Annotated in this window: 21 protein-coding genes and 8 tRNA genes; 24 read left to right on the top strand and 5 right to left on the bottom strand. The window is 39.2% G+C overall.

What is annotated here, in order from left to right:
* The first annotated feature begins 86 nt into the window (after positions 1-86).
* From AB1K80_RS06425 to AB1K80_RS06390, 8 genes are all read left to right on the top strand, one after another.
* A tRNA-Trp gene (locus tag AB1K80_RS06425) sits at positions 87-160 on the top strand.
* A gap of 28 nt (positions 161-188) precedes the next feature.
* Positions 189-264 (top strand) — tRNA-His (locus tag AB1K80_RS06420).
* 9 nt (positions 265-273) lie between these two features.
* Positions 274-345: transfer RNA gene (locus tag AB1K80_RS06415), tRNA-Gln, on the top strand.
* A gap of 7 nt (positions 346-352) precedes the next feature.
* Positions 353-427: transfer RNA gene (locus AB1K80_RS06410), tRNA-Gly, on the top strand.
* Positions 428-432: 5 nt separating this feature from the next.
* A tRNA-Cys gene (locus tag AB1K80_RS06405) sits at positions 433-503 on the top strand.
* Positions 504-516: 13 nt separating this feature from the next.
* Positions 517-605, top strand: a tRNA-Leu gene (locus AB1K80_RS06400).
* A gap of 31 nt (positions 606-636) precedes the next feature.
* Positions 637-718 (top strand) — tRNA-Leu (locus AB1K80_RS06395).
* A gap of 1,080 nt (positions 719-1,798) precedes the next feature.
* Positions 1,799-2,398: an NADPH-dependent FMN reductase gene (locus AB1K80_RS06390; RefSeq protein WP_412855784.1), complete on the top strand. Its 600-nt coding sequence runs from the start codon at positions 1,799-1,801 to the stop codon at positions 2,396-2,398.
* A gap of 85 nt (positions 2,399-2,483) precedes the next feature.
* Here AB1K80_RS06390 and AB1K80_RS06385 read toward each other — a convergent pair whose 3' ends face one another.
* The 3 genes from AB1K80_RS06385 to AB1K80_RS06375 form a co-directional block, all read right to left on the bottom strand.
* Positions 2,484-3,032, bottom strand: a complete 549-nt coding sequence (locus tag AB1K80_RS06385) for a histidine phosphatase family protein (RefSeq protein ID WP_412855783.1) — start codon at positions 3,030-3,032, stop codon at positions 2,484-2,486.
* Positions 3,033-3,104: 72 nt separating this feature from the next.
* Entirely contained in the window at positions 3,105-3,299 is a 195-nt protein-coding gene (locus AB1K80_RS06380; RefSeq protein WP_412855782.1) for a hypothetical protein, read from the bottom strand.
* 148 nt (positions 3,300-3,447) lie between these two features.
* Entirely contained in the window at positions 3,448-3,717 is a 270-nt protein-coding gene (locus tag AB1K80_RS06375) for a hypothetical protein (protein ID WP_412855781.1), read from the bottom strand.
* A gap of 138 nt (positions 3,718-3,855) precedes the next feature.
* Here AB1K80_RS06375 and AB1K80_RS06370 point away from each other — a divergent pair, with 138 nt between their 5' ends.
* The 3 genes from AB1K80_RS06370 (at position 3,856) to lepB (ending at position 7,696) form a co-directional block, all read left to right on the top strand.
* The gene (locus AB1K80_RS06370; protein ID WP_412855791.1) at positions 3,856-4,689 is read left to right on the top strand and encodes an MBL fold metallo-hydrolase; all 834 of its coding nucleotides are present in this window, start codon (positions 3,856-3,858) and stop codon (positions 4,687-4,689) included.
* A 342-nt stretch (positions 4,690-5,031) separates the two neighbouring features.
* Positions 5,032-6,975, top strand: coding sequence for an LTA synthase family protein (locus tag AB1K80_RS06365; RefSeq protein WP_412855780.1), 1,944 nt, complete (start codon positions 5,032-5,034; stop codon positions 6,973-6,975).
* A gap of 154 nt (positions 6,976-7,129) precedes the next feature.
* A complete protein-coding gene (gene lepB / locus AB1K80_RS06360; RefSeq protein WP_412855779.1) occupies positions 7,130-7,696 on the top strand; it encodes a signal peptidase I in 567 nt (188 codons plus the stop codon).
* A gap of 55 nt (positions 7,697-7,751) precedes the next feature.
* Here the strand turns inward: lepB and AB1K80_RS06355 are convergent, their stop codons facing one another.
* Complete coding sequence (locus AB1K80_RS06355) at positions 7,752-9,047, bottom strand: homocysteine synthase (RefSeq protein ID WP_412855778.1); 1,296 nt, start codon at positions 9,045-9,047, stop codon at positions 7,752-7,754.
* 720 nt (positions 9,048-9,767) lie between these two features.
* Between AB1K80_RS06355 and AB1K80_RS06350 the strand changes: the two genes are divergently transcribed.
* The 7 genes from AB1K80_RS06350 (at position 9,768) to AB1K80_RS06320 (ending at position 14,411) form a co-directional block, all read left to right on the top strand.
* The gene (locus tag AB1K80_RS06350; protein ID WP_412855777.1) at positions 9,768-9,980 is read left to right on the top strand and encodes a hypothetical protein; all 213 of its coding nucleotides are present in this window, start codon (positions 9,768-9,770) and stop codon (positions 9,978-9,980) included.
* Positions 9,981-10,097: 117 nt separating this feature from the next.
* Positions 10,098-10,844, top strand: a complete 747-nt coding sequence (locus AB1K80_RS06345; RefSeq protein WP_412855776.1) for an ABC transporter ATP-binding protein — start codon at positions 10,098-10,100, stop codon at positions 10,842-10,844.
* On the top strand, positions 10,822-12,291 hold the full coding sequence (locus AB1K80_RS06340; protein WP_412855775.1) for a hypothetical protein: 1,470 nt from the start codon (positions 10,822-10,824) through the stop codon (positions 12,289-12,291). Before AB1K80_RS06345 ends, AB1K80_RS06340 begins: the two co-directional genes overlap by 23 nt.
* Positions 12,272-13,177 carry a PqqD family protein gene (locus AB1K80_RS06335; protein WP_412855774.1) on the top strand — a complete coding sequence of 302 codons (906 nt, stop codon included), beginning with the start codon at positions 12,272-12,274 and terminating at the stop codon, positions 13,175-13,177. The genes AB1K80_RS06340 and AB1K80_RS06335 overlap by 20 nt, the downstream gene beginning before the upstream one ends.
* Positions 13,174-13,455: a hypothetical protein gene (locus AB1K80_RS06330; RefSeq protein WP_412855773.1), complete on the top strand. Its 282-nt coding sequence runs from the start codon at positions 13,174-13,176 to the stop codon at positions 13,453-13,455. The genes AB1K80_RS06335 and AB1K80_RS06330 overlap by 4 nt, the downstream gene beginning before the upstream one ends.
* Positions 13,456-13,530: 75 nt before the next feature.
* Positions 13,531-14,211 carry a hypothetical protein gene (locus tag AB1K80_RS06325; protein WP_412855772.1) on the top strand — a complete coding sequence of 227 codons (681 nt, stop codon included), beginning with the start codon at positions 13,531-13,533 and terminating at the stop codon, positions 14,209-14,211.
* A gap of 126 nt (positions 14,212-14,337) precedes the next feature.
* Positions 14,338-14,411: transfer RNA gene (locus AB1K80_RS06320), tRNA-Gly, on the top strand.
* A 98-nt stretch (positions 14,412-14,509) separates the two neighbouring features.
* Here the strand turns inward: AB1K80_RS06320 and AB1K80_RS06315 are convergent.
* Complete coding sequence (locus tag AB1K80_RS06315; protein ID WP_412855771.1) at positions 14,510-15,106, bottom strand: hypothetical protein; 597 nt, start codon at positions 15,104-15,106, stop codon at positions 14,510-14,512.
* A gap of 83 nt (positions 15,107-15,189) precedes the next feature.
* Between AB1K80_RS06315 and queG the strand changes: the two genes are divergently transcribed.
* From queG to AB1K80_RS06285, 6 genes are all read left to right on the top strand, one after another.
* On the top strand, positions 15,190-16,338 hold the full coding sequence (gene queG / locus AB1K80_RS06310) for a tRNA epoxyqueuosine(34) reductase QueG (protein ID WP_412855790.1): 1,149 nt from the start codon (positions 15,190-15,192) through the stop codon (positions 16,336-16,338).
* A gap of 64 nt (positions 16,339-16,402) precedes the next feature.
* Positions 16,403-17,305, top strand: coding sequence for an amidase domain-containing protein (locus AB1K80_RS06305; protein WP_412855770.1), 903 nt, complete (start codon positions 16,403-16,405; stop codon positions 17,303-17,305).
* A 43-nt stretch (positions 17,306-17,348) separates the two neighbouring features.
* Complete coding sequence (gene trmL, locus AB1K80_RS06300; protein WP_412855769.1) at positions 17,349-17,822, top strand: tRNA (uridine(34)/cytosine(34)/5-carboxymethylaminomethyluridine(34)-2'-O)-methyltransferase TrmL; 474 nt, start codon at positions 17,349-17,351, stop codon at positions 17,820-17,822.
* 403 nt (positions 17,823-18,225) lie between these two features.
* Positions 18,226-20,121, top strand: coding sequence for a PrkA family serine protein kinase (locus tag AB1K80_RS06295; RefSeq protein ID WP_412855768.1), 1,896 nt, complete (start codon positions 18,226-18,228; stop codon positions 20,119-20,121).
* A 118-nt stretch (positions 20,122-20,239) separates the two neighbouring features.
* Positions 20,240-21,397: a sporulation protein YhbH gene (gene yhbH / locus AB1K80_RS06290; RefSeq protein ID WP_412855767.1), complete on the top strand. Its 1,158-nt coding sequence runs from the start codon at positions 20,240-20,242 to the stop codon at positions 21,395-21,397.
* 270 nt (positions 21,398-21,667) lie between these two features.
* On the top strand, positions 21,668-22,300 hold the full coding sequence (locus tag AB1K80_RS06285) for an HlyD family efflux transporter periplasmic adaptor subunit (protein WP_412855766.1): 633 nt from the start codon (positions 21,668-21,670) through the stop codon (positions 22,298-22,300).
* The last annotated feature ends 10 nt before the right edge of the window (positions 22,301-22,310 follow it).

Below are 22,310 nucleotides of genomic sequence, written 5' to 3'. Positions count from 1 at the left end.
AAGTGGCTAAACGCGGCGGACTGTAAATCCGCTCCCTCCGGGTTCGGCGGTTCGAATCCGCCCCCCTCCACCATTTTCATTTACATAGGGGCATAGTTTAACGGTAGAACAGAGGTCTCCAAAACCTCCGGTGTGGGTTCGATTCCTACTGCCCCTGCCAATTAATTATATAACTCATAACATCTATGGCGGTTGTGGCGAAGTGGTTAACGCACCAGATTGTGGCTCTGGCACTCGTGGGTTCGATTCCCATCAATCGCCCCATTTTATTATTGGGCTATAGCCAAGCGGTAAGGCAACGGACTTTGACTCCGTCATGCGTTGGTTCGAATCCAGCTAGCCCAGTTTATATGCGGAAGTAGTTCAGTGGTAGAACACCACCTTGCCAAGGTGGGGGTCGCGGGTTCGAATCCCGTCTTCCGCTCCAGTCATGGCGGCATAGCCAAGTGGTAAGGCAGAGGTCTGCAAAACCTTTATCCCCGGTTCAAATCCGGGTGTCGCCTTTTTGAAAAGACTGCCGGGGTGGTGGAATTGGCAGACACACAGGACTTAAAATCCTGCGGTAGGTGACTACCGTGCCGGTTCAAGTCCGGCCCTCGGCACCAAATAACTTATACAGTTGCGCTCTATGATCATGCCGGTGTGGCGGAATTGGCAGACGCGCACGACTCAAAATCGTGTTCCTCACGGAGTGCCGGTTCGATCCCGGCCACCGGTATCATAACACTGCTTTCTAATGCAGTAAAATCAACGTTTCTTACTACTCTATGTAAGGAACGTTTTTTATTTTTATCAAATACGATTTTTATACACATATCGTGTAAATGCGTACCTTGTCATTAAACGAGGAATAAAAAATGGCAAAACGTTGATAAATCTCGAAGTAAGAATGTAGTAACTCTTAAAGAGAACAGTGGGTTTACACTTTTTAGAGGTTATGGTTTGCCCATTTTATCAATGATTTTCATTAATAGTAAAAGAAACAGAAAAAAATGTGCTTATGGGGAGTTATAGCTTTTACACTGTAAGTAACTTTGAAATACTTTCTGATCAAAAAGATGAATCCTCTATACGTTTATTTTTGGAACATGACAGAGGAGAATATTCAATGATTATGGAAATGACCTTTAAACCACAATTTAATATTAATATAAAAGAAATGTTAGCATAATACCAGTGGTTGAAGGGCTCAGACGTTCAAGAACGACTCGAAATCGTGTTCCTCACGGAGTGCAATTTCAATCCTAGCCATCGGGATCAACTTTAAGCATACTAATGATGAAATGTTAATCTGAAACAATTTGAAAATCATTCAAAAGAGGTGTCTTATCTAAAGATAAGGTACCTCTTTTTTTATTCTAATTATAAATGGGTTATCTTAATGTAAGTTTTACAAACGATAATTTAGACAACTTATATTAACGTAAATAGGTATATATTATTATGAAAGAAGCATTAATATTGTACGATCATAAAATCTGTGTTATAGTTTGAATATAGTTATCTCGAATTCGAGATAATCACATTTAAATTCGAGCTAATTGAATCGAGGTGTTTTTAATAAGTTTGAAATAGTAGATTGCTAGTTAATGGTCGAACAAGGATGAGTTCATCCCCCTTTAATCTGCTTATGAAATAGTTAAGATACTCAAAACACTTTATGTGGAAAGAAGCATCAAAGGATTCATAAAGAATAAAGCGATCAATTAATTGGTGAGTTATTGTGTATCATTATTTAGTTTTAGAATAATTCAAGAATAAAATGTAATATTTTGAAATGTAGGAAGGCGGTTTTAAAGTGGGGATTCTAGATAAACTCTTTGGTGTAAAAAGAGAAGTACAGGAGGAAAAGGAAATGGAAAAATTAAAAATCGGTATTATTTTAGGTTCAACACGTGAAGGACGAGTAAGTCCACAAGTAGGAGCATGGGTAAAAGAGTTAGCAGATAAACGCGGAGATGCAGAGTATGAAATCATTGACATCGCTGATTTTAAATTACCATTATTAGGAGAGCCTGGTGGGGATGCTTCTGGAGCAGCAGCTTGGTCAGAAGCAGTTGCAGCTCAAGATGGTTTTGTATTCATCGTACAAGAATATAACCACTCCATTACAGGATCACTTAAAAATGCTTTAGATTTCTTACGTGACGAGTGGAATAACAAAGCAGCTGGTATCGTTTCTTACGGTTCAGTAGGTGGGGCTCGTGCAGCAGAACATTTACGTGGGATTTTAGGTGAATTATTAGTAGCTGATGTACGTGTACACCCAGCATTGTCTCTATTCACTGACTTCGAGAATGGTACTGACTTTAAACCAAAATCAGTTCAGGATGAATCAGTAAACCAAATGTTAGATCAAGTTATCCCTTGGGCAACAGCTTTAAAAACAATTCGCTAATGAATGCTTTAGAATTCAATATAAATGCCAACAAGAGCACTATATGCTCTTGTTGGCATTTTTTATTTGTGTTGAGAATGCCGTTTTATATGTCATTCCATATGCGCTCAATTTTCATTTGGCGTAAGCGAACATATTTCAGTACATAAACATCTGGCTGACTAAGGTTTTTCCATTCATTGAATCCAATGTTCGGATCGACATGTTTGAGTAACAAGCTCATCAAATTTCCATGAGTGACAAAGAGGGTTTGATCTGCTTCTAAGTGTATTTGTTCGTGTAGGATCTCTACAATGCGCTCCATCGCTTCTTGGCTAGATTCCCCGCCTTCACATTTGAAGTTTAAGTCCGTGAAGCTCAGCTTTAGTTTTTCAACCCAATCGTCTAATGATTTGTTGCTTAACACACGTTCAGAGAGGCTGTCATCGATTTTCACTGTAAGTTGTTTCATATGGGCAAGTGGTTCAATGGATTGGATGGTTCGTTTATAGGGACTTGAGATAATTTGTTGAAGGTGAATGTCGGAAAAGAACTGTGCAAGTGTATGTGATTGAACGTTTCCTTTCTGTGTTAAAGTCGCATCTTTGGATTGTCCATTTGCTTGGCAATGTCTGACGAAATAATATGTTTTCATGTGATTTTCCTTTCCTCTGATCGTGACATATAAAAAAATCATCCAAATGGTTTGGATGAGGATTCTTACGGTTCAGCGTCCGTTTGTTTCCGTTTTTTTGTCAGGATCGGTGAGCTTGGATATCAGGTCTAGATTGAATAGAAAGTCATCTACTGTATCTGTCCCAAAGGGAAGTGTGGAAAAGTTAATTGGGATACTAGATTCTTGGTTTTCGGAAGTGATGGACGGTTTGTTCTGCTTTTTTCTCCAGTTCTTTAATAAGCGCATGTGGGACCTCCTCATCTAAAGGAAAGATGGATTTATACATAATATACGGTGAGAGTTGTCCAAGCGTCAATTATTTTCTTTGATGTGTTGTTCACTTATTAACAGATACAAAAATAAATAAAAAAGAGCCCTACAAAGCGTGGCTCTTTCACATGGCACGGAATAATGCTTGATGTAGTTTTCGTTCACACCTTATGTTGTATCGCATGTTGTGAAGTCTGTCCGTTTTAAATTTCCCTATCACGTTTCGAACATCACTGTTGTAAACAATAAGCTCTTTACATTTTTGATCATGTAATAATTCTTGAAACCAGCTATCTTTTTTAAGACGATTGATATTCCTTGATATATCGTCCTCATCAACTTGTAAAAATGGAATGTACATCGCTAATAAAAAAACATCTAAAATGATCCCCATGATGTTACCTCCTTTCTATTATTAGTAACGTATGATCAGAGAAAAGGTTTCAATTCATTGGAAATGGGTTTTCTCTTTCACTGAGGGGCATAATAAAGTTGTTCATTGAGTGATTAAAGGAGGGATCAAATGAAAGACATGCATTATGGACGTGATTATAAATTCATTCCTGCCACATCAATTGGAAGTGGTATTGGTATTATGGTGTTGCCCGATTTATATTGTTATACAGTCCAAATCGTGAACATCTGTTTCGTTGGAAATCCAGAATCGAGTGATTTTGTGTTAATCGATGCCGGAATGCCTGGGTCGGCAGAAGAGATTATTTCTGTGACAGAGGAGCGTTTTGGGGCTAACAGCCGGCCTCAAGCCATTATTCTGACACATGGCCATTTTGATCACGTTGGGGCAGTCATCGAGTTGGTCAAGCATTGGGACGTGCCTGTTTATGCACATCCAATGGAACTGCCTTTCCTGACAGGTCAGAGAAGCTATCCAGAGCCGGACCCGACTGTTGAAGGGGGAATGGTTGCAAAAATGTCCCCTATGTTTCCTATCGATCCCATTGATTTAGGGAATCATGTAAAGGCTCTTCCGTCTGATGGAACGGTTCCTCATCTTGCAGAATTTAGATGGTATCATACCCCCGGACATGCCCCAGGTCAAATTGCATTATTTCGCGAAAAAGACCGGACATTAATCGCTGGCGATGCTTTTGTTACTGTAAAACAGGAATACTTGTATAAAGTATTTACTCAAGAACAGGAAATCAGCGGGCCTCCTCGGTATCTGACAACAGACTGGAAGGCTGCCAAGGAATCGGTCAATCAGTTATATGAGCTGAAACCTGAAGTGGCTGTTACGGGTCATGGCTTGCCCATGTCTGGTGAGTTGTTATCAACGAGCCTAGACAAGCTGGTTCATGAATTTGACAGCATTGGGATCCCTGATTACGGTAAATATATTCATTAAGTTGAAATGCCCGTTGTTGAATAGCGGGCTTTTTAAAATGAACTGAAAATTAGGGGTATTCTCTAACTACAGGTGCCTAAAGATCTAGGTGATTTTACCTCTTCTTTTTAATGACTTTGACATGATGAAATGAAAAAAGTAAAGTAATACTGAATTGATTTACAAAACATTCTTCATCCATTGAATTGCGTGAAGTTTTTTTGAAACTTTTTCTATTTGTTATTCGTCTTATTAAAGGAGTATTTTATCTGGCGAAGACAGAACATTGAATGCTTGAAGTGAAGATTGTAAATTTCAATGATCTCATTTATATCAGATTGATGATTAGAAAGAAGAGGTTTTATGAAAAAAATATTTACGAACAACTATGGTTTTTTTGTTTTGGCAGTTCTTTTGTTTTGGGCGAAATCTTATGCAGCTTATAAAATGGACTTTCATTTAGGAGTAAAAGGTTCTTTGCAAGAGGGGCTTCTCTTATTAAATCCATTTAGCTCAGCGATTGTGTTTTTGGGACTTGCTCTCTTTTTGAAAGGACGTAAATCAGCCATTTTGTTAATTGTCATTGATTTTATAATGACCGCACTTTTATATGCCAATGTAGCGTATTATCGTTTTTTTGATGACTTTTTAACTTTTCCAACAATGACGCAAGCAGGGAATCTCGGGGGAGGGATGACCGGTGGTGTACTAGCAAGTATAAAGCCCCATGATATTTTGTACTTCCTTGATATTTTGATTTTGGTTGCGATTGTGATTTGGCGACCAGAATTGAAGAAGTTCCAAATGAAAAAGGTATTTGCGCTGCTGGTTGTGTCAGCAGGTGTAGGGCTCTTCTTTGTCAACCTTCATCTCGCAGAGAAGGATCGTCCTGAATTATTAACAAGAACATTTGATCATAAGTATATAGTCAAGTACTTAGGCGTCTATAATTATGCGATTTATGATGGCGTACGAACCGCGCAAAATGCTACCCAAGTGGCAAATGCAAGTAGTGGAGATTTAACAGATGTGGTTAACTATACGACATCCCATTATGCGAAGCCGAATGCAGAGTACTTTGGTGCAGCAAAAGGGAAAAACATCATTAAAATCCATTTAGAAAGCTTTCAGTCATTTTTGATTGATTACAAATTGAATGGTGAAGAAGTGACGCCGTTTTTAAACAAACTGGCGCATGGTAAAGAGGATTTCACTTATTTCGATAACTTTTTCCATCAAACGGGTCAAGGAAAGACATCCGATGCTGAGTTGATGATGGACAATAGTATGTTTGGCTTGCCGGAAGGTGCAGCATTTGTGACAAAAGGTGAAAATACCTTCCAGTCACTCCCTGCCATTTTAAATCAACAAGCAGGTTATACGAGCGCTGTACTTCATGGGGATTATAAATCTTTCTGGAATCGTGACACGATTTATAAGCATATGGGGATTGATCAATTCTTTCATGCCTCCCATTACAACATGGATGAAGAAAACCTTGTGAACATGGGATTGAAGGATAAACCATTCTTCCAAGAATCGATTCCTATGTTAGAGTCAATGAAAAAACCATTTTATGCACATCTCATGACATTGACAAATCATTATCCATTTAATTTAGATGAGAAAGATGCAACCATTGAGAAAGCGACAACTGGCGATACGACAGTTGATCAATATTTCCAAACGGCAAGATATTTGGATGAGTCATTAGAGCAATTCTTCAAAGACTTGAAAAAGTCAGGTCTGTATAAAGACTCTGTCATTTTGTTGTATGGTGACCATAACGGGATTTCCGAGAATCATAACCGTGCGATGAGTGAGATTCTAGGGAAAGAAATTACCCCATATCAAAATGCACAAAATCAGCGTGTCCCTCTCATGATTCGTATCCCTGGTAAAGAGGGCGGCGTGAATCATACGTTTGGTGGTGAGATCGACGTGATGCCAACACTACTTCACTTACAAGGGATTGATTCAAACGAGTTTGTGAACTTTGGGACAGATTTATTTTCTAAAGAGCATGATGAGACGGTGGCATTCCGAAATGGAAACTATGTAACGCCAAAATATACACTTGTTAATAATACTGTGTATGACACGAAAACTGGCAAAGTGATGGAGCAAAATAAAAAGACAGAGGCCATTAAAGCGCGTGTGGATCATCAGCTAAGCCTCTCAGATAAGGTACTGTATAGAGATTTGTTACGATTCCATCAATTATCTGATTTTAAACCAGTCAATCCATCTGATTATTTTTATGGTCAAACAAACGCAGAGAATGCAGGCGATTCATCTACTGATTAACTGAGTAATGGACAAGCACAGAAACGTGCTTGTCTTTTTAACTCTAAAGCTTGATTTGTTGCCAAATTATGTTTATATTTATGAGGAAACTAGCTTTACGTCAGTGAGTCGCTGGCGAAACTTATTTCGTCCTAGGGGATTTCAGGAGGAGCTTATGACAACAATTACGAAAACAAAGAAAAAGAAGTCAGAGTTATGGGGTTGGATCAAAGCCATTTTAATTGCATTCATTGCTGTTTTTATTATTCGTAACTTTTTATTTGCACCGTATATCGTAAAAGGATCTTCTATGGATCCGACGTTACATGATACAGAGCGGGTCTTTGTGAATAAGACTGTCGATTATTTTGGTGATTATAAACGGGGACAGATCATTGTCCTAGATGGCGAAGAACGAAGCACGCACTATGTGAAACGCTTGATTGGGTTACCAGGTGATCAGATTGAAATGAAAAATGATCAATTATATGTCAATGGTCAAAAGGTAGAAGAGCCTTATTTATCGTCTAACAAAAAGAAAGCAGCCGCAGAAGGCACTTTGTTGACGCCTGATTTTGGCCCTCTAACAGTCCCAAAAGGAAAGTATTTTGTCATGGGTGACAATCGTCAGAATTCAATGGATAGCCGCAATGGGTTAGGGCTTTTTACAAAGAGTGATATCCAAGGAACGACATCCTTTGTCTTTTATCCCTTCCAAGAAGTTCGATTACTTAATCAATAAGAATAGATGCAAAAAAAGCACACAACGTGATATCGTTGTGTGCTTTTTCCTTTATTTATGATGATTGGCTTTTTGTGATAGCTTGTTCAAGGTCTGCAATGATATCTTCAATCGCTTCTGTTCCAATAGATAGTCGGATCAGTTCTGGTGTAACACCTGTTGCCTTTTGTTCTGCTTCACTTAATTGCTGATGGGTCGTGCTAGCTGGATGAATGATCAGTGATTTAGAATCTCCGACGTTGGCCAGATGTGAGAAGAGCTGAACAGAATCAATCAGCTTTTTCCCTGCTTCTTTGCCACCTTTGATTCCGAATGTAAGAATAGCTCCTTGTCCTTTTGGTAAATATGTTTGTGCAAGTTCATAGGATTCGTGTTCTTTCAAGCCTGGATAGCTCACCCACTCGACAAGCGGATGGTCTTGTAAGAATTGCGCTGTTTTTAATGCATTTTCGCTATGACGTTGCAGGCGAAGATGCAATGTTTCTAATCCCTGAAGGAGTAAAAAGGAATTGAAAGGCGATAGTGCCGCGCCTAAATCACGTAAAAGCTGTACACGGGCTTTGGTGATATAGGCCGCTTCTCCAATCGCTTCCGTATAGGTCAGGCCGTGATAACTTGGATCTGGTTCGGTTAATCCTTTAAATTTATCACTGGCTGCCCAATCAAATTGACCGCTGTCGACGATGACGCCGCCAATTGATGTGCCATGACCTCCGATGAATTTCGTAGCTGAATGGACAACGATATCTGCGCCAAACTCAATTGGTCTCAGTAAATAAGGGCTCGCTAACGTATTGTCCACAATGAGCGGAATATGGTATTTGTGTGCGATAGCTGAGACGGCTTCAATATGTAAAATGTCGCCTTTTGGATTCCCGATGCTTTCTGCATACACAGCCTTCGTTTTATCTGTAATGGCTGCTTCAAGTTCTTCAAGATTAGATGAATCCACAAACTTCACAGTAATGCCTAACTTCTTCAATGTATGGGCGAATAAATTGTAAGTTCCTCCATATAAACTACTTGATGAGACAATTTCATCTCCTGCTCCTGCTATGTTTAAAATGGAATAAGTCGTCGCTGCTTGTCCAGAAGAGACGGCTAGTGCCCCAATGCCACCTTCTAGTTCAGCTATTCGTTTTTCAAAAACATCATTCGTCGGGTTCATAATACGCGAATAAATATTTCCCGATTCTTGCAATCCAAATAAATTTGCGGCATGCTCACTATCTCTAAAGCCGAACGAGCTCGTTTGATAAATAGGAACTGCTCTAGAATAAGTAGCGGAATCGAGTTCTTGACCTGCGTGAATGGCTTTTGTTTCTAAACGAAATTGATCTTTAGACATCATGTGAATCCTCCTTTTGTTGATAAAACCTACTACTTTGCTAAGAAATGTTTAATATGACTATAAAACTTGTTTCATGTTCGGTCAATCATTTTTTAGATAAATCTGAAAAAACAAGATATTTAACGAAATAGACGGAGGAAGTCTTTGTTACTGATTGGATATCCCTAAACGACAAGATGAATATGAGAAAATGTGCACCCATTGAATAGGCGTTTTTTCAAGGAAGAGAGATGTAATGCATGAAAAATGTCGTGTGTTTAGAAAGAATGGTAGGCTTTTATCCCAAGTGGTTTCCTTGTATATACATATTTTCAATGACCTGAGAAGAAGGAAAATAGACCCTCTTTTTCATCTGAATTATCAGTAAATTATTCATAAATGAGGAGATAACGACACATAAATAAGACCTTTGTATCTGAAATATCGGTGAAATTTTCACTTATTCAAAAAAATGAAAGAATAAATGATAGAGATGATAAAAACGAACTAGTGGTTAAAAATAAGAAAATAAATGGTTTATTTCCCGATATTTGGGAATTTTGGTTCTTTAGTGGTGGGATAATCTAGTAAAAAAGAATGTGGGGAAGCAGAAGATAGACGATAATTGAATAAAAGGTCACATTTTATTCGAAAGCATGTTCGGTCAAAAATGGGATCTTCTGTTGATGTTTGAATGGTGACCGCTATGATACGATCTTCATAAGCTGGGAGGTGAAAAGTATGACTTATGCAGCGCCGCAAGTTGACTATTCCACTATGGAGCCTGCTATTATGGACCAAGCTTGGTTCTTAGTATTTATTGCCGTCCTTTTAGGATTGGGAGCAACAGTAGTACTAGGAGCAGCAGTTTGGTGTTTAGCAAACGGCAAAGGTAGCTTTACAGGAGCCGTTCAGTGGGAAAGTGGCTTAAAAGTCAAAATTGAATGTAAGTAGCTATACTTAGGATTCATCTTTTTACTTCTATGATATGACATCATGGCTAAACCGTCTGTGGCGGGCGGTTTAGCTTGATCTGTTTTTAAAAAGATTATGCAGACACTAGGAGGTTATATGTTTACAATCAAGAGTTTAACCAAGACGTATAAAAATAACGTGACTGCTGTCAATGACTTTCATTTAACGATTGCCCCTCATCAAATCGTTGCGGTTGCTGGACCGAATGGCTCCGGTAAAACAACGATGATTAATTGTATACTTGGCATCATTAAGCATACAGAAGGGACCATCCACATAGAGGATGTCACAAATGATCATCCATCTTTTAAAAAACAAGTCGCCTATGTTCCAGATGATCTGCTGCTCCCTGAAGCATTGACTGGTGGTGAATATTTAGATTTTGTTTCTTCTATGTATGAATGTAAAACAAATCACAGAAGAAATCAACTAATTGAATTGTTCGATATGGACTCCGCTTTATCAAGACCTATTGAAACATATTCACATGGTATGAAAAAAAAGACACAACTGATTGCCGCCTTTATGCTTGATAGTCAATTGGTGATCATGGATGAACCTTTTAGAGGACTTGATATTGAAGCGGTTATAAACACAAAGAAATTGATGAAACGTTATGCCGAACACCATGGTGCAATCTTGCTCTCGACACATGATATGTTATCAGCGGAAGAGCTCTGCCATAAAATCGCCATTATTTCTAAGGGAAATAAAATGGATGAAGGAACGATTGCTGCTTTAAAGGATAAGTATCAATCAAGTACGCTTGAACAGGTGTTTCTGAAAGCTTCAATGTTAAGTGATAGGGGTGCACATTTTGATGAAATCATTAATCATTTCTAACATGATGCTTAAAATGTGGCAGCAGGAGATGTATAAGCTCTTCGATACTCAAACGAAGCGAATCGTTGTGATCTTATTCTTTTTGTTTGCAGTCACAATGGGAGCCATCATCGGATACAGCTTTACGGGTGTCTTTATGAAGGCTTTCTTAAGTGGAGATGAACGTTCACTTGGATTACTCGTCGTGTCTATGGCGATCAATGCCTCCATTTTTACAAGCTTGTTATTCGTTTTGATCAAGGTCAGAACACCTGAACAGGATCGGTTTTCCATGCAGCTTAGTTGGTTTCCGCTTTCTACGTTTCAGAAAAGCCTGGGTTATTTCATTCCAATGGTGACCGTGGTGACAGGGCTCGTTCTGTTTTTTATTGGTATCTTGCTTTTGCCTAATTTTATTGCACAGGGGATTGGGATTTCGTTTATTCTGGCCTTCTTTTTTATGTTACTTTTGCAATCGCTGTTTGTGCTAACACTTTTGCAGTTTATTTATAACATCACTTATTTACTTGTACTTCAATTAAAATTACCGTTGCAAAAATTTGCAGCGATATTTGTTTTATTGATACTCGTTGTGGCGTATGGTATGACGCACTTTGACATTCAACAAATTCAGCAATCATATCAACAGTTCGATTATCATTTGATGTACTTCACAGCACCCTTTTTTCTAGCGATACAAGGAATGTCTCCACAAGGGACGAATTACGTCATGTTGATTCTATTCATTCTCTTGTCGGCTGGGGGCGCTTTTGTTTCGCTGGCACTTATGCCCATTATGGCAGAGAAAAAAGCGTTAACGTTTCTCAACAAACTACCATTCTCTTCATCAAAAAAGTGGTCACTCATTGTAAAAGAAATCAAAGCGCAGGTGCGAAATGAAGAAAATATCTTAAACTTCCTCATTCTGTTTATTGTCATCTTATTTGTCCGTTATCAGTTTGACTTCCGCTTTGAAGGAGAAGCTTTCTTTGTTCTATGTGCTTTAGCTGGTTTAACAGCCTTTAATTCATTTGGCAATGATAAGAGAATGCTAGGGATGTATAAAACATTTGGTTTAAGGGCGTGGGAAGTGGCTTTGTATAAGTTTATTGGCCTTCTATTCGTTGGTGTCATGCAAATTGCATTATTCATGCTCACCACAATGACGCTCCCAGATCAAATCTGGATCATTTTGATTGGTATAGCTGTTTTATGTAATGCAACTGCACTATTTTATGTGGTGGGTATTTTACTCCCGCTTGATCGAAATAATCCGTATACGGGTATTTTTTCGTTTGGAGCGCTTATTTTGATCATGATTCCAATTGTTTTCATTGGTAATTATGTCATAGGAGAGTCGAGTCAAACGATTCAGTGGCTCCTTGTTGCCGGATTTGAAGCTCTTCTCGTCTTTGCCATATACAAAGGTTTTTCATGGAGGTATTCACATGATTCAACTTCTTACTAGCAAGCTAAAGATCGAGCGGGTACCTGTTCTTGCGCCATATGTGACCTTAGAAAAGAGGCATTTGGCTGATATACAGTACGGAAGCACACTTCCAGTTAATGAGAGTGCATATCATATGTTATCAAAAGTAGATGGCAAGAGAACAGAAGCGGACATTACAGCAGAGCTCGCTGACTTGTTTCATGTGGATGAATCTGTGATTGCTCGTGATTTTTATCAGTTGATGATGGGACTAAATCAACATCATTTGCTTTCCATTCATTATCAATCGCCTTATCGAATTGTCACAGCGTGTTGTCAATTTTTCAAGCAATACCAAGTGAAGATGAGGGAGCGGTTTGATTGTACAGGACAATCATTTTTGGCAATATTCAAGACAGCCTTGTACATGGTGACACGTAAAATTATTTTTTTCTGGCTGTTGTTCATGGTGATGGCGGGCATCGCGTTTTTGTTCATTCCTGATTCATCGATCGCAGCGATCGCGATTTATTTTACTATTATTTATATTGGATTAATTACTGGGACTGCTTTGCATGAAGCAGCTCATGGCTACGCGCACCGGAAGTTTGCCGGGCGTGACGGTCCTCAAGGGTTTTTTGCAAGCGATATGATGTCAGTGAAGTTTGTCAGGCCTGTATTAGATCCGTTTCAAAAAAAGCAAGTATGGATTACACTGCTTGGACCACTCGTACCAGGGTTAATCGGCGCAGTGGGCATCATTGTGACCATCCTAACTCTGAAGGAAAATCCAGTTTCAACAGGTTTTTTCATTTTTTCAATGACGTATTTTATTCAATTACTCTATCTTTTACCGTTTATGGGAGATGGTAAGTCTATTATGAAGCAGCTTCTGCTTGGTAGAATGGGAGGACAACGATCATGAACGTACAAGCAATGAAACAAGGCGCGATTGTTGGAGGGTTTTTAGGATTTTTAGGCTTTCCGATGTTGACAATTGGTGTATTGTTTTATCACCTGTTTCAATCGAAAACAAATCATGAATTACTATTTAATAGTCTTTCTTTTGAGATGGAAGGCTCGTCAGCATTTACTTTTCAGATCAAGCCAAACTTTTTTATTTATATGATTCTCATTTTTGTCGCCGCATTTCTGGTTGTGGCATGCCTAGCGGCAATCAAGCAGAAGAAAATGAAAGGTTAGGAGAATGATCCTAATCTTTTTTGTTTATCTAACCAAATTTTAGTATAATGAGGAAAAATATAAAAGGGGATTTCAATGATTAAAAAATGGAGCATTCTTTTGTTCGCGGCACTACTACTTACAGGGTGCAGTGGGCAAGCAGACAATACAGAGAAAACATCGAAGACGATAACAGAGAAATCAGAAGCAGAGAAAGACAAGAAAACAACAGCTCAAGAGAAAATAACGGTTGAACCAATGAAACTAACAGCAAATGAAAAAAATCTTTTGGAAGCATTGTCAGATGAGTCTTTTGAAGCGATGACAGTAAAGGGACTAAAAGATAGCAATAAGAGCGTTTCTTTAATCGGTATGCATTACAAAGATGGAAAACTTGTGGAGGAGAATACAAAGGATGTCACCATCAACCTTCATCAAAATGGTGTCGATAACAGTGTGAATTTTATCTACCAGCTAGATGATGAAAAAGATGATTTGCTAAAAGTAACGTATAGCTTGTGGAAAGATAAAGAGCAAAACGAACTGACGAAGCTCTCGACTAGCTTGGATTTCAAACAGGACGTGGGAGGAAACACAACGATAACAGAATCAGATCTTTTTCACATCTCTCCTGGAGTGAAAAAATTAATTTCTACTACTATCACAACTGGAATGAACTATGAATTTTCTGGTTTAACAGGTTCTGAAAAGAATCTAAAAAAGGAATTAAAAGATGTGAAGCAGGCTTATTTGGTATATTTGCAGCTAGACAAATAATTATCGTAATATATATGGAGAATATGAATTTTTTGACGAAAAATCTTCATATTCTCTTGACGAATTGTTAAGAAAGTTGTAACATTATAAAAGTCAACGCGATGACGTTGTCTTTATAAGATTGATGCGGGTGTAGTTTAGTGGTAAAACCTCAGCCTTCCAAGCTGATGTCGTGAGTTCGATTCTCATCACCCGCTCCAATACATAATTTTGTTTATAACGCAGTATTTCGTTTCATAGATAAACGAAGTGTTGCGTTTTTTATTATGTCAGTATAATGTAAAAAAGCACTGTTCGTTTACAGTGCTTTGTCAATCAGTGCATATTGGCTTTCGCCACCATGTATTTGTACAAACATCTTCGTCAAGGATTGTAGGAGATCATCGCACTTTTCCCGGGAAATAGATGGTGGGAACAGAATGATCTGAAGAATGTTTTTGGTGTCTTGAGAAATGGATGCTTTACTTGATTGAGAAAATAATCCATTCAGCCCCGCTTCATCTCGCCATTCAATGTGTCCGATATCGTTTTTTGTCAGCAACAGTGGCGCATTTAGACGATCGGCATCCAATGTCAGGATAGGTAAGAAATATTTTAAAGAGAAAAATGTCGATAAGTCTATGACTGAATTGGTCGAATCGATAAACCTTTCTTTTTGAATATCAGTAAGGAGCGGAAGAAAGGAAACCTCTTCTAAAAGCTCATTCCATTCTTTGATCGCCGGTACTTCATCTAAAGATGTATCCTCATAATCAAAAAATAAAGATTCTTGAAAAAGACGTAATCGTCCTTTTAACATTTGAGGCGATTTGCCGACCTCAATATGTGAATATTCAACCTGTCCAACACGGATCGTTGCGTTTGGGGACGGGGATATGTCCATATGTATCTTCACAGTGACTCACTCCAATCGGTCATGATACACTCGTATTATACTGAAAACAATAAAAAGAAACAAAGAAAGGAGGTTTTCTGATGATTCATGTGGGTGAATTAAAAGAAGAATTGATTCAATATGCGAAAGAAATTGGTGTCGATAAAATTCGATTTGCAAGTGCTGATACGTTCGATTCATTAAAGGATCGCCTCATCTTACATGAATCACTTGGGTATTTATCGGGTTTTGAAGAGCCTGATATTGAAAAAAGGACGAATCCTTCTTTGTTGCTGCCAAAAGCTAAATCAATTGTGGCGATTGCACTCGCTTATCCTTCTAAAATGAAAGGTGCACCACGAAGTACAAAAGATGCGAGAAGAGGCATTTTTTGTAGGGCTTCTTGGGGGACAGACTATCATATTGTACTGAGGAAAAAGCTTGATATGCTAGAGGAATTTCTTCGGAGCAAACATGAAGATATTCGAACCAAATCAATGGTCGATACAGGTGAGTTATCTGATCGCGCTGTCGCAGAGCGTGCAGGCATTGGCTTTAGCGCAAAGAATTGTATGATCATTACACCAGAGTTCGGATCCTATGTGTATCTAGCTGAAATGATCACAAACGTTCCATTTGAACCGGATGAGAAAATAGAAGATCAGTGCGGGACGTGTAACAAATGTGTAGATTCATGCCCAACAGGTGCTCTGGTGAATCCAGGTCAGCTCAATTCTCAAAGATGCATTTCGTTTTTAACACAAACGAAGGGATTTTTACCTGACGAATTTCGTTCGAAAATCGGGAATCGATTGTATGGGTGTGATACATGTCAGACGGTTTGTCCAATCAATAAGGGAAAAGACTTTCATTTGCACCCTGAAATGGAGCCAGATCCTGAGATTGCAAAACCCCTTTTAAAACCGCTTCTTACAATCAGCAATCGTGAATTCAAGGAGAAATATGGTCATGTGTCTGGGTCATGGCGTGGGAAAAAGCCGATTCAGCGGAATGCGATTCTGGCTCTCGCTCATTTTAAAGACACGTCTGCCCTGCCAGATTTAATTGAATTGATGCACAAAGACCCACGGCCTGTGATTCGAGGGACGGCGGCTTGGGCAATTGGAAAAATTGGTGATCAACAGCAGCTGGCTGAACTGGAAAAGGCGCTTGAACATGAAGGTGACGAAGAAGCGAAACAAGAAATTGAAAAAGGCATTCAGCTTTTACAAACGCCATTAAATACTAAATAGTATCCCTTCACACATAGAATGAACCAAACAGAGATGTTTAAAAAAAGTTTGGTGGTGTCTGTGTGTGAAACGATTATTAGAACAAACATTAGAAGACAGGCTGACGTATTTAATCAATGGCCGTGAGATCAAACAGCCGCAGCTTTTGTCTGATGTGGAGGCAGTCGAGCGAAAAAAAGCACTTTTCTCAAGAAGACAGGTTGAGATTGTTAAAGCGAAAGCAAAAGCTAAGCTGATGGATGTAACCATTCAGGAGGATGGCACAGAACATGTGCAGTATCTAGCACATCTCACCTATGTGTGTAAGGATATCGATGATTCGTTTTATTTAGAGGAACAGATTGAAAAGAGAGAAGCATTTCTCTATCAAGATATACTTGTCAAAGATCGAATGATGGAGGATGTGCTGCGCGAGGAAGAACATGTGAATGATCGGTTCCAAGAGGAAGAACAATTTGGGAGAGCATTTCACTATGATCGACGTGCAGCCGTCCAATATGCGGAGACATATTGGAATAAACGGAATCCCGCCTATAAAAATTTTGAAGATAATTGTACAAATTTTATTTCTCAATGCTTGAAGGCGGGGAATGCGCCAACAAGGGGCTATCCAAATCGAGGGTCTGGCTGGTGGGTGCGCTCACACACATGGAGCTACAGCTGGACGGTGGCCCATTCGATGAAAAACTATTTAGCGAATTCAAAAGCAGGTTTGAGGGCAAAGCAGGTAAAAGAGGCTCAAGAGCTGCAAATCGGTGATGTTATTTGCTACGACTTTGAAGGTGATGGGCGGTATAACCATACCACCATTGTCGTTGATCATGATAAAGGTGGCATGCCGCTTGTAAATGCTCAAACATATGATAGTCGCATGCGATATTGGTCTTATGAAGATTCGACTGCGTACACACCAGCGATTCGCTATACGTTTTTTCACATTTTAGACGATGCCTCTAAGGATAGTTAATGATATAATGTTGAGCGGAAAAGAAAATTAGAGGTGAACTTTTTTGGGACTTCATGTCGTATTATATCAACCAGAAATTCCAGCTAATACTGGAAATATTGCACGTACATGTGCAGCAACAAATACAACACTCCATCTGATTCGTCCGCTTGGTTTTTCGACAGATGATAAAATGCTTAAGCGTGCAGGACTTGATTATTGGAAGTATGCCAATGTGGTCTATCATGACTCGTTGGATGAATTGTTTGAGGCTCATCCATCAGGGCAGTTTTTCTATATCACAAAATTTGGCCAAAAGCCTCATACAACGTTTGATTACTCTCAGCTAGATGAAGATTATTTCTTCGTATTTGGCAGAGAGACTAGTGGATTGCCGAAAGAATTGATTGAACAAAATATGGAGCGTTGTCTGCGTTTACCGATGACAGAGCATGTTCGTTCACTGAATTTATCAAATACGGCGGCGATTCTTGTCTATGAGGCACTGCGCCAGCAGCAATACCGTGATTTGATATAGGTTCATATCGATGAATTCAGACTTTATGAGAAAAAAAGGATGTTCCGCTTATGGAACATCCTTTTTCTCATTTACCAGGCTTGCCTTCGTAGCCAGCTGTGAAAATGGATACTAAAAACGTAATGATGACGCCCATCATAATGACCGTTCTCATCTAAGCTCCCCCTTATCCCTTTGATCCTTCGCTGCCGGTTTCATCTGTGGTGAAGTTCGCCTTGAAAAACAAGAGGAGACCTTCAAATTCCTCCTGTTTTTCCTTTATTATGAAGGGTCTTGATGATGGTTGTCAATTCAGTTCGACAATTCGTCATTTTGAAGAACGAAAGCATGTAATAGGACGCCTCCGCATAGATTGTAAAACAGTATTTGCTAACTAGCTTCAATCTTGAAAAAGGAGGTTCATATGGATATTTTAAAGAAAATTGAACGTCATCGAGAAGAAGAGCAGCGTCTTAAATGGGAAGGTACATTTGGCGAGTATTTAGAGATTATCAAAGAACATCCTCTTGTTGCACAATCTGCTCATTCTCGCGTTTATCATATGATTCAAGACAGTGGGATTGAAGAAAAAGATGGGGTGAGAACCTACAAATTTTTTAATCAGGAGCTTTTTGGCTTGGAGGAATCACTGGAAAGATTAGTTGAGGAATATTTCCATCCTGCTGCGAAGCGTTTAGATGTACGCAAACGTATTTTATTATTGATGGGACCGGTAAGTGGCGGGAAGTCGACACTTGTGACGAGGTTGAAAAGAGGATTAGAGGAATATTCCCTCACAGACAATGGTGCCGTCTATGCCATTAAGGGCTGCCCAATGCATGAGGATCCACTTCATTTGATTCCGCAGCATTTACGGGAGGATTTTTATGAGGAATATGGCATTCGTGTCCAAGGGAATTTATCGCCACTCAATATGATGAGGTTGGAAGAGGAGTATGAGGGACGGATCGAGGATGTACAGGTTGAGCGGATCTTTTTTTCAGAAGATAAACGTACCGGAATTGGCACGTTTAGTCCATCTGATCCGAAATCTCAGGATATTGCTGACTTAACAGGCAGTATTGATTTCTCTACAATTGCTGAGTTTGGTTCAGAGTCTGATCCTCGTGCTTATCGGTTTGATGGAGAGCTCAATAAGGCGAATCGCGGTATGATGGAGTTTCAGGAAATGTTAAAGTGTGATGAAAAGTTTCTGTGGCATCTCCTTTCGTTAACGCAGGAAGGAAACTTTAAAGCGGGACGTTTTGCTTTGATTAGTGCAGATGAATTAATCGTTGCCCATACGAATGAAACGGAGTACCGGTCGTTTATTTCAAATAAGAAAAATGAAGCCTTGCATTCAAGGATGATTGTGATGCCAATCCCTTATAATCTAAAAGTGACAGAGGAAGAACGGATTTATCATAAAATGATTTCAGAAAGTGATGTTGCCGGGGTTCATATTGCCCCGCATACGCTCAAAGTAGCAGCGATGTTCTCGATTTTGACAAGGTTAAAAGAGCCGAAACGATCTGATATAGACTTGGTGAAGAAAATGCGTCTGTATGATGGAGAAAGTGTTGAAGGATTCCAATCAGTCGATATAGAGGAGATGAAAAAGGAATTCCATGATGAAGGAATGAGTGGAATTGATCCTCGATATGTCATCAACCGCATCTCCTCTACGATCATTCGTAAGAATATGGAATCAATTAATGCACTCGATGTACTTCGTTCTTTAAAGGAAGGACTTGATCAACATCCGTCCATTTCGACTGAAGACCGGGAGAGGTATTTGAACTTTATTTCTGTTGCACGAAAAGAGTATGACGATATGGCGAAGAAGGAAGTGCAAAAGGCATTTGTGTACTCCTATGAAGAATCTGCTAAAACGCTCATGGATAACTACTTAGACAATGTCGAAGCCTACTGCAATAAAAATAAGTTGCGTGACCCACTCACTGGTGAAGAAATGAATCCGGATGAAAAGCTCATGCGTTCCATTGAAGAACAAATCGGGATTTCTGAAAATGCCAAAAAAGCATTCCGAGAGGAGATTCTCATTCGTATTTCTGCATATGCGAGAAAGGGGAAGCGCTTTGATTATAATTCCCATGAGAGATTAAGAGAGGCCATTCAGAAAAAGCTGTTTGCTGATTTAAAAGATGTGGTGAAAATTACGACATCGACGAAAACGCCAGATGAGCAACAGTTGAAAAAGGTCAATGAAGTGGTCGCTAGATTGATTGATGAACATGGTTATAACTCTACAAGTGCAAATGAACTTTTAAAATATGTAGGCAGTCTTCTGAATCGATAATATGCGAAGGAGGCATTATTGGCGCGCACGCACCGGTAATGTCTTTTTTAAAAAGGATCGACATCTCTGATAACAGATTGCATATGATGAAGGAATCGATAGGTGAGGAGGGGGATGAATGTCCCGGCAAGATAAAAGTCAGTATATGATTTCACAGGAAGACTGGTCCCTCCATCGTAAAGGCTATGACGACCAGATGCGTCATCAGAAAAAGGTCAAAGAGGCGATTAAAAATAATTTGCCAGATCTTGTGACAGAGGAAAGCATTATCATGTCTGACGGAAAAGATGTGGTGAAGATTCCAATTCGGTCATTAGATGAGTATAAAATTCGGTATAACTATGATAAGAACAAGCATGTAGGGCAAGGGGACGGAGATAGTGAGGTTGGGGATGTGGTGGCGCGAGACGGTTCAGACAAGAAACAAGGACAGGGGCAAGGGGCTGGAGATCAAGCCGGAGAAGATTATTACGAGGCAGAGGTTTCCTTAATGGATCTTGAAGAAGCGTTATTTCGTGAACTAGAATTGCCCAATTTAAAACAAAAGGAGCTTGACGATATCATTGTCGAGCAAATTGAGTTCAACGATATTCGGAAAACAGGTTTAACAGGGAATATCCATAAAAAACGAACGATGCTTTCGGCATTTAAACGAAATGCGATGACCGGGAATCCTTCTTTTTATCCCATTTATCCAGAGGATATCAAATATAAAACATGGAATGAAGTGACGAAACCAGAGTCGAAAGCTGTTGTTTTGGCGATGATGGATACGAGTGGAAGTATGGGACTATGGGAAAAATATATGGCGAGGAGTTTTTTCTTTTGGATGACACGTTTCCTACGGACAAAGTATGAGACAGTTGACATCGAATTTATCGCCCACCATACCGAAGCAAAAGTAGTGGATGAAGAGCATTTCTTTTCAAGGGGAGAGAGCGGGGGAACCATTTGCTCTTCCGTCTATCGAAAGGCGCTAGAGCTAATAGATGAAAAATATCCACCATCACGATATAATATCTATCCATTTCATTTTTCTGATGGTGATAATTTGACTTCTGATAATGCTCGGTGCGTGAAGCTCGTATCTGACATTATGAAAAAGGCGAATATCTTTTGTTATGGTGAAGTGAACCAATATAATCGGCATTCCACGTTAATGTCCGCATACAAACATATTCAGGATGAAAAATTTAAACATTATATTTTAAAGCAAAAATCAGATGTTTTTCTCGCATTAAAGAAATTTTTTCAGCAGGAAACGGTTTCTTCATAAATAGACATTTGAAAACCTTTCAGCGGAGGCTGAAGGGTTTTTTTGTGGTAAAAAAGGAAAGCTTTCTCTTTGACATTTCTTTTTACATTTATTAATATTTAATCTTATTAAATATCAGTGTTTTAGAATTGTTATCGCTCATGATGTCCATTTTTCTTGATAGGATGAGCGGTAGCTGGCAGGTCGGTATGATTGAATACAACCTGTTAGATCATGGGCATTATGAAAAGGATGAGATGAAATCTTCATAGAGGAAAGGAGAAACCAAACATGAACAGAGGGCGTTTATTGCTAATGAACATTGTTGGTCTTATTGTGATTGTTGCGCTTCTTGCCGGAGGGGCTTATTACTACTACGAAAGTACAAACTTTGTGAAAACGGAGGAGGCGAAAGTGACAGGTGATCTGTATCAAATCATAGCGCCTGCTGCCGGTCAAATCAAAGGCTGGGATATGAGCGAAGGCGACGACGTGAAAAAGGACAGCACCGTGGCAAAAGTTGAAGGAGAAACAAAAACAAACATCAAAGCTGTTGCTGATGGCACATTGGTGAAAAAAGAAATACAAAACAATCAACAAGTTCAGCCAGGTACAGTTCTTGGTCAAACCATTGATTTAAGCAAGCTATATATTACAGCGAATATAAAAGAAACAGACATTAAACAGATTGAAAAAGGTGACAAAGTGGATATCGTCGTGGATGGTGATCCTGATACAACATTTGAAGGAACGGTTGAACAAATTGGTTTTGCGACCAACTCGACATTTAATATGCTACCAGCCACAAACTCAAGTGGAAACTATACAAAAGTCACACAAAAAGTTGCAGTCAAAATTTCAATCAAAAATCCATCAGACAAAGTACTGCCAGGTATGAATGCATCTGTCAAAATTTCATCTTAGTCATCACACA

The organism is Bacillus sp. 179-C3.3 HS (assembly GCF_047229225.1).
Classification (GTDB): Bacteria; Bacillota; Bacilli; order Bacillales; family Bacillaceae; genus Bacillus.
The sequence above is the reverse complement of the archived record's forward strand: the minus strand, read 5'-3'. Positions and strand labels throughout refer to the sequence as shown.

What these genes read in the sequence shown, in the direction of transcription:
- AB1K80_RS06375 (WP_412855781.1), bottom strand. Translation starts at nt 3,717, where the DNA reads ATGGGGATCATTTTAGATGTTTTTTTATTAGCGATGTACATTCCATTT.
- AB1K80_RS06370 (WP_412855791.1), top strand. Translation starts at nt 3,856, where the DNA reads ATGCATTATGGACGTGATTATAAATTCATTCCTGCCACATCAATTGGA.
- AB1K80_RS06285 (WP_412855766.1), top strand. Translation starts at nt 21,668, where the DNA reads ATGAACAGAGGGCGTTTATTGCTAATGAACATTGTTGGTCTTATTGTG.
- yhbH (WP_412855767.1), top strand. Translation starts at nt 20,240, where the DNA reads ATGTCCCGGCAAGATAAAAGTCAGTATATGATTTCACAGGAAGACTGG.
- AB1K80_RS06335 (WP_412855774.1), top strand. Translation starts at nt 12,272, where the DNA reads ATGATTCAACTTCTTACTAGCAAGCTAAAGATCGAGCGGGTACCTGTT.
- lepB (WP_412855779.1), top strand. Translation starts at nt 7,130, where the DNA reads ATGACAACAATTACGAAAACAAAGAAAAAGAAGTCAGAGTTATGGGGT.
- AB1K80_RS06295 (WP_412855768.1), top strand. Translation starts at nt 18,226, where the DNA reads ATGGATATTTTAAAGAAAATTGAACGTCATCGAGAAGAAGAGCAGCGT.
- AB1K80_RS06340 (WP_412855775.1), top strand. Translation starts at nt 10,822, where the DNA reads ATGAAATCATTAATCATTTCTAACATGATGCTTAAAATGTGGCAGCAG.
- AB1K80_RS06325 (WP_412855772.1), top strand. Translation starts at nt 13,531, where the DNA reads ATGATTAAAAAATGGAGCATTCTTTTGTTCGCGGCACTACTACTTACA.
- AB1K80_RS06355 (WP_412855778.1), bottom strand. Translation starts at nt 9,047, where the DNA reads ATGATGTCTAAAGATCAATTTCGTTTAGAAACAAAAGCCATTCACGCA.
- AB1K80_RS06350 (WP_412855777.1), top strand. Translation starts at nt 9,768, where the DNA reads ATGACTTATGCAGCGCCGCAAGTTGACTATTCCACTATGGAGCCTGCT.
- AB1K80_RS06345 (WP_412855776.1), top strand. Translation starts at nt 10,098, where the DNA reads ATGTTTACAATCAAGAGTTTAACCAAGACGTATAAAAATAACGTGACT.
- AB1K80_RS06330 (WP_412855773.1), top strand. Translation starts at nt 13,174, where the DNA reads ATGAACGTACAAGCAATGAAACAAGGCGCGATTGTTGGAGGGTTTTTA.
- AB1K80_RS06380 (WP_412855782.1), bottom strand. Translation starts at nt 3,299, where the DNA reads ATGCGCTTATTAAAGAACTGGAGAAAAAAGCAGAACAAACCGTCCATC.
- AB1K80_RS06365 (WP_412855780.1), top strand. Translation starts at nt 5,032, where the DNA reads ATGAAAAAAATATTTACGAACAACTATGGTTTTTTTGTTTTGGCAGTT.
- AB1K80_RS06385 (WP_412855783.1), bottom strand. Translation starts at nt 3,032, where the DNA reads ATGAAAACATATTATTTCGTCAGACATTGCCAAGCAAATGGACAATCC.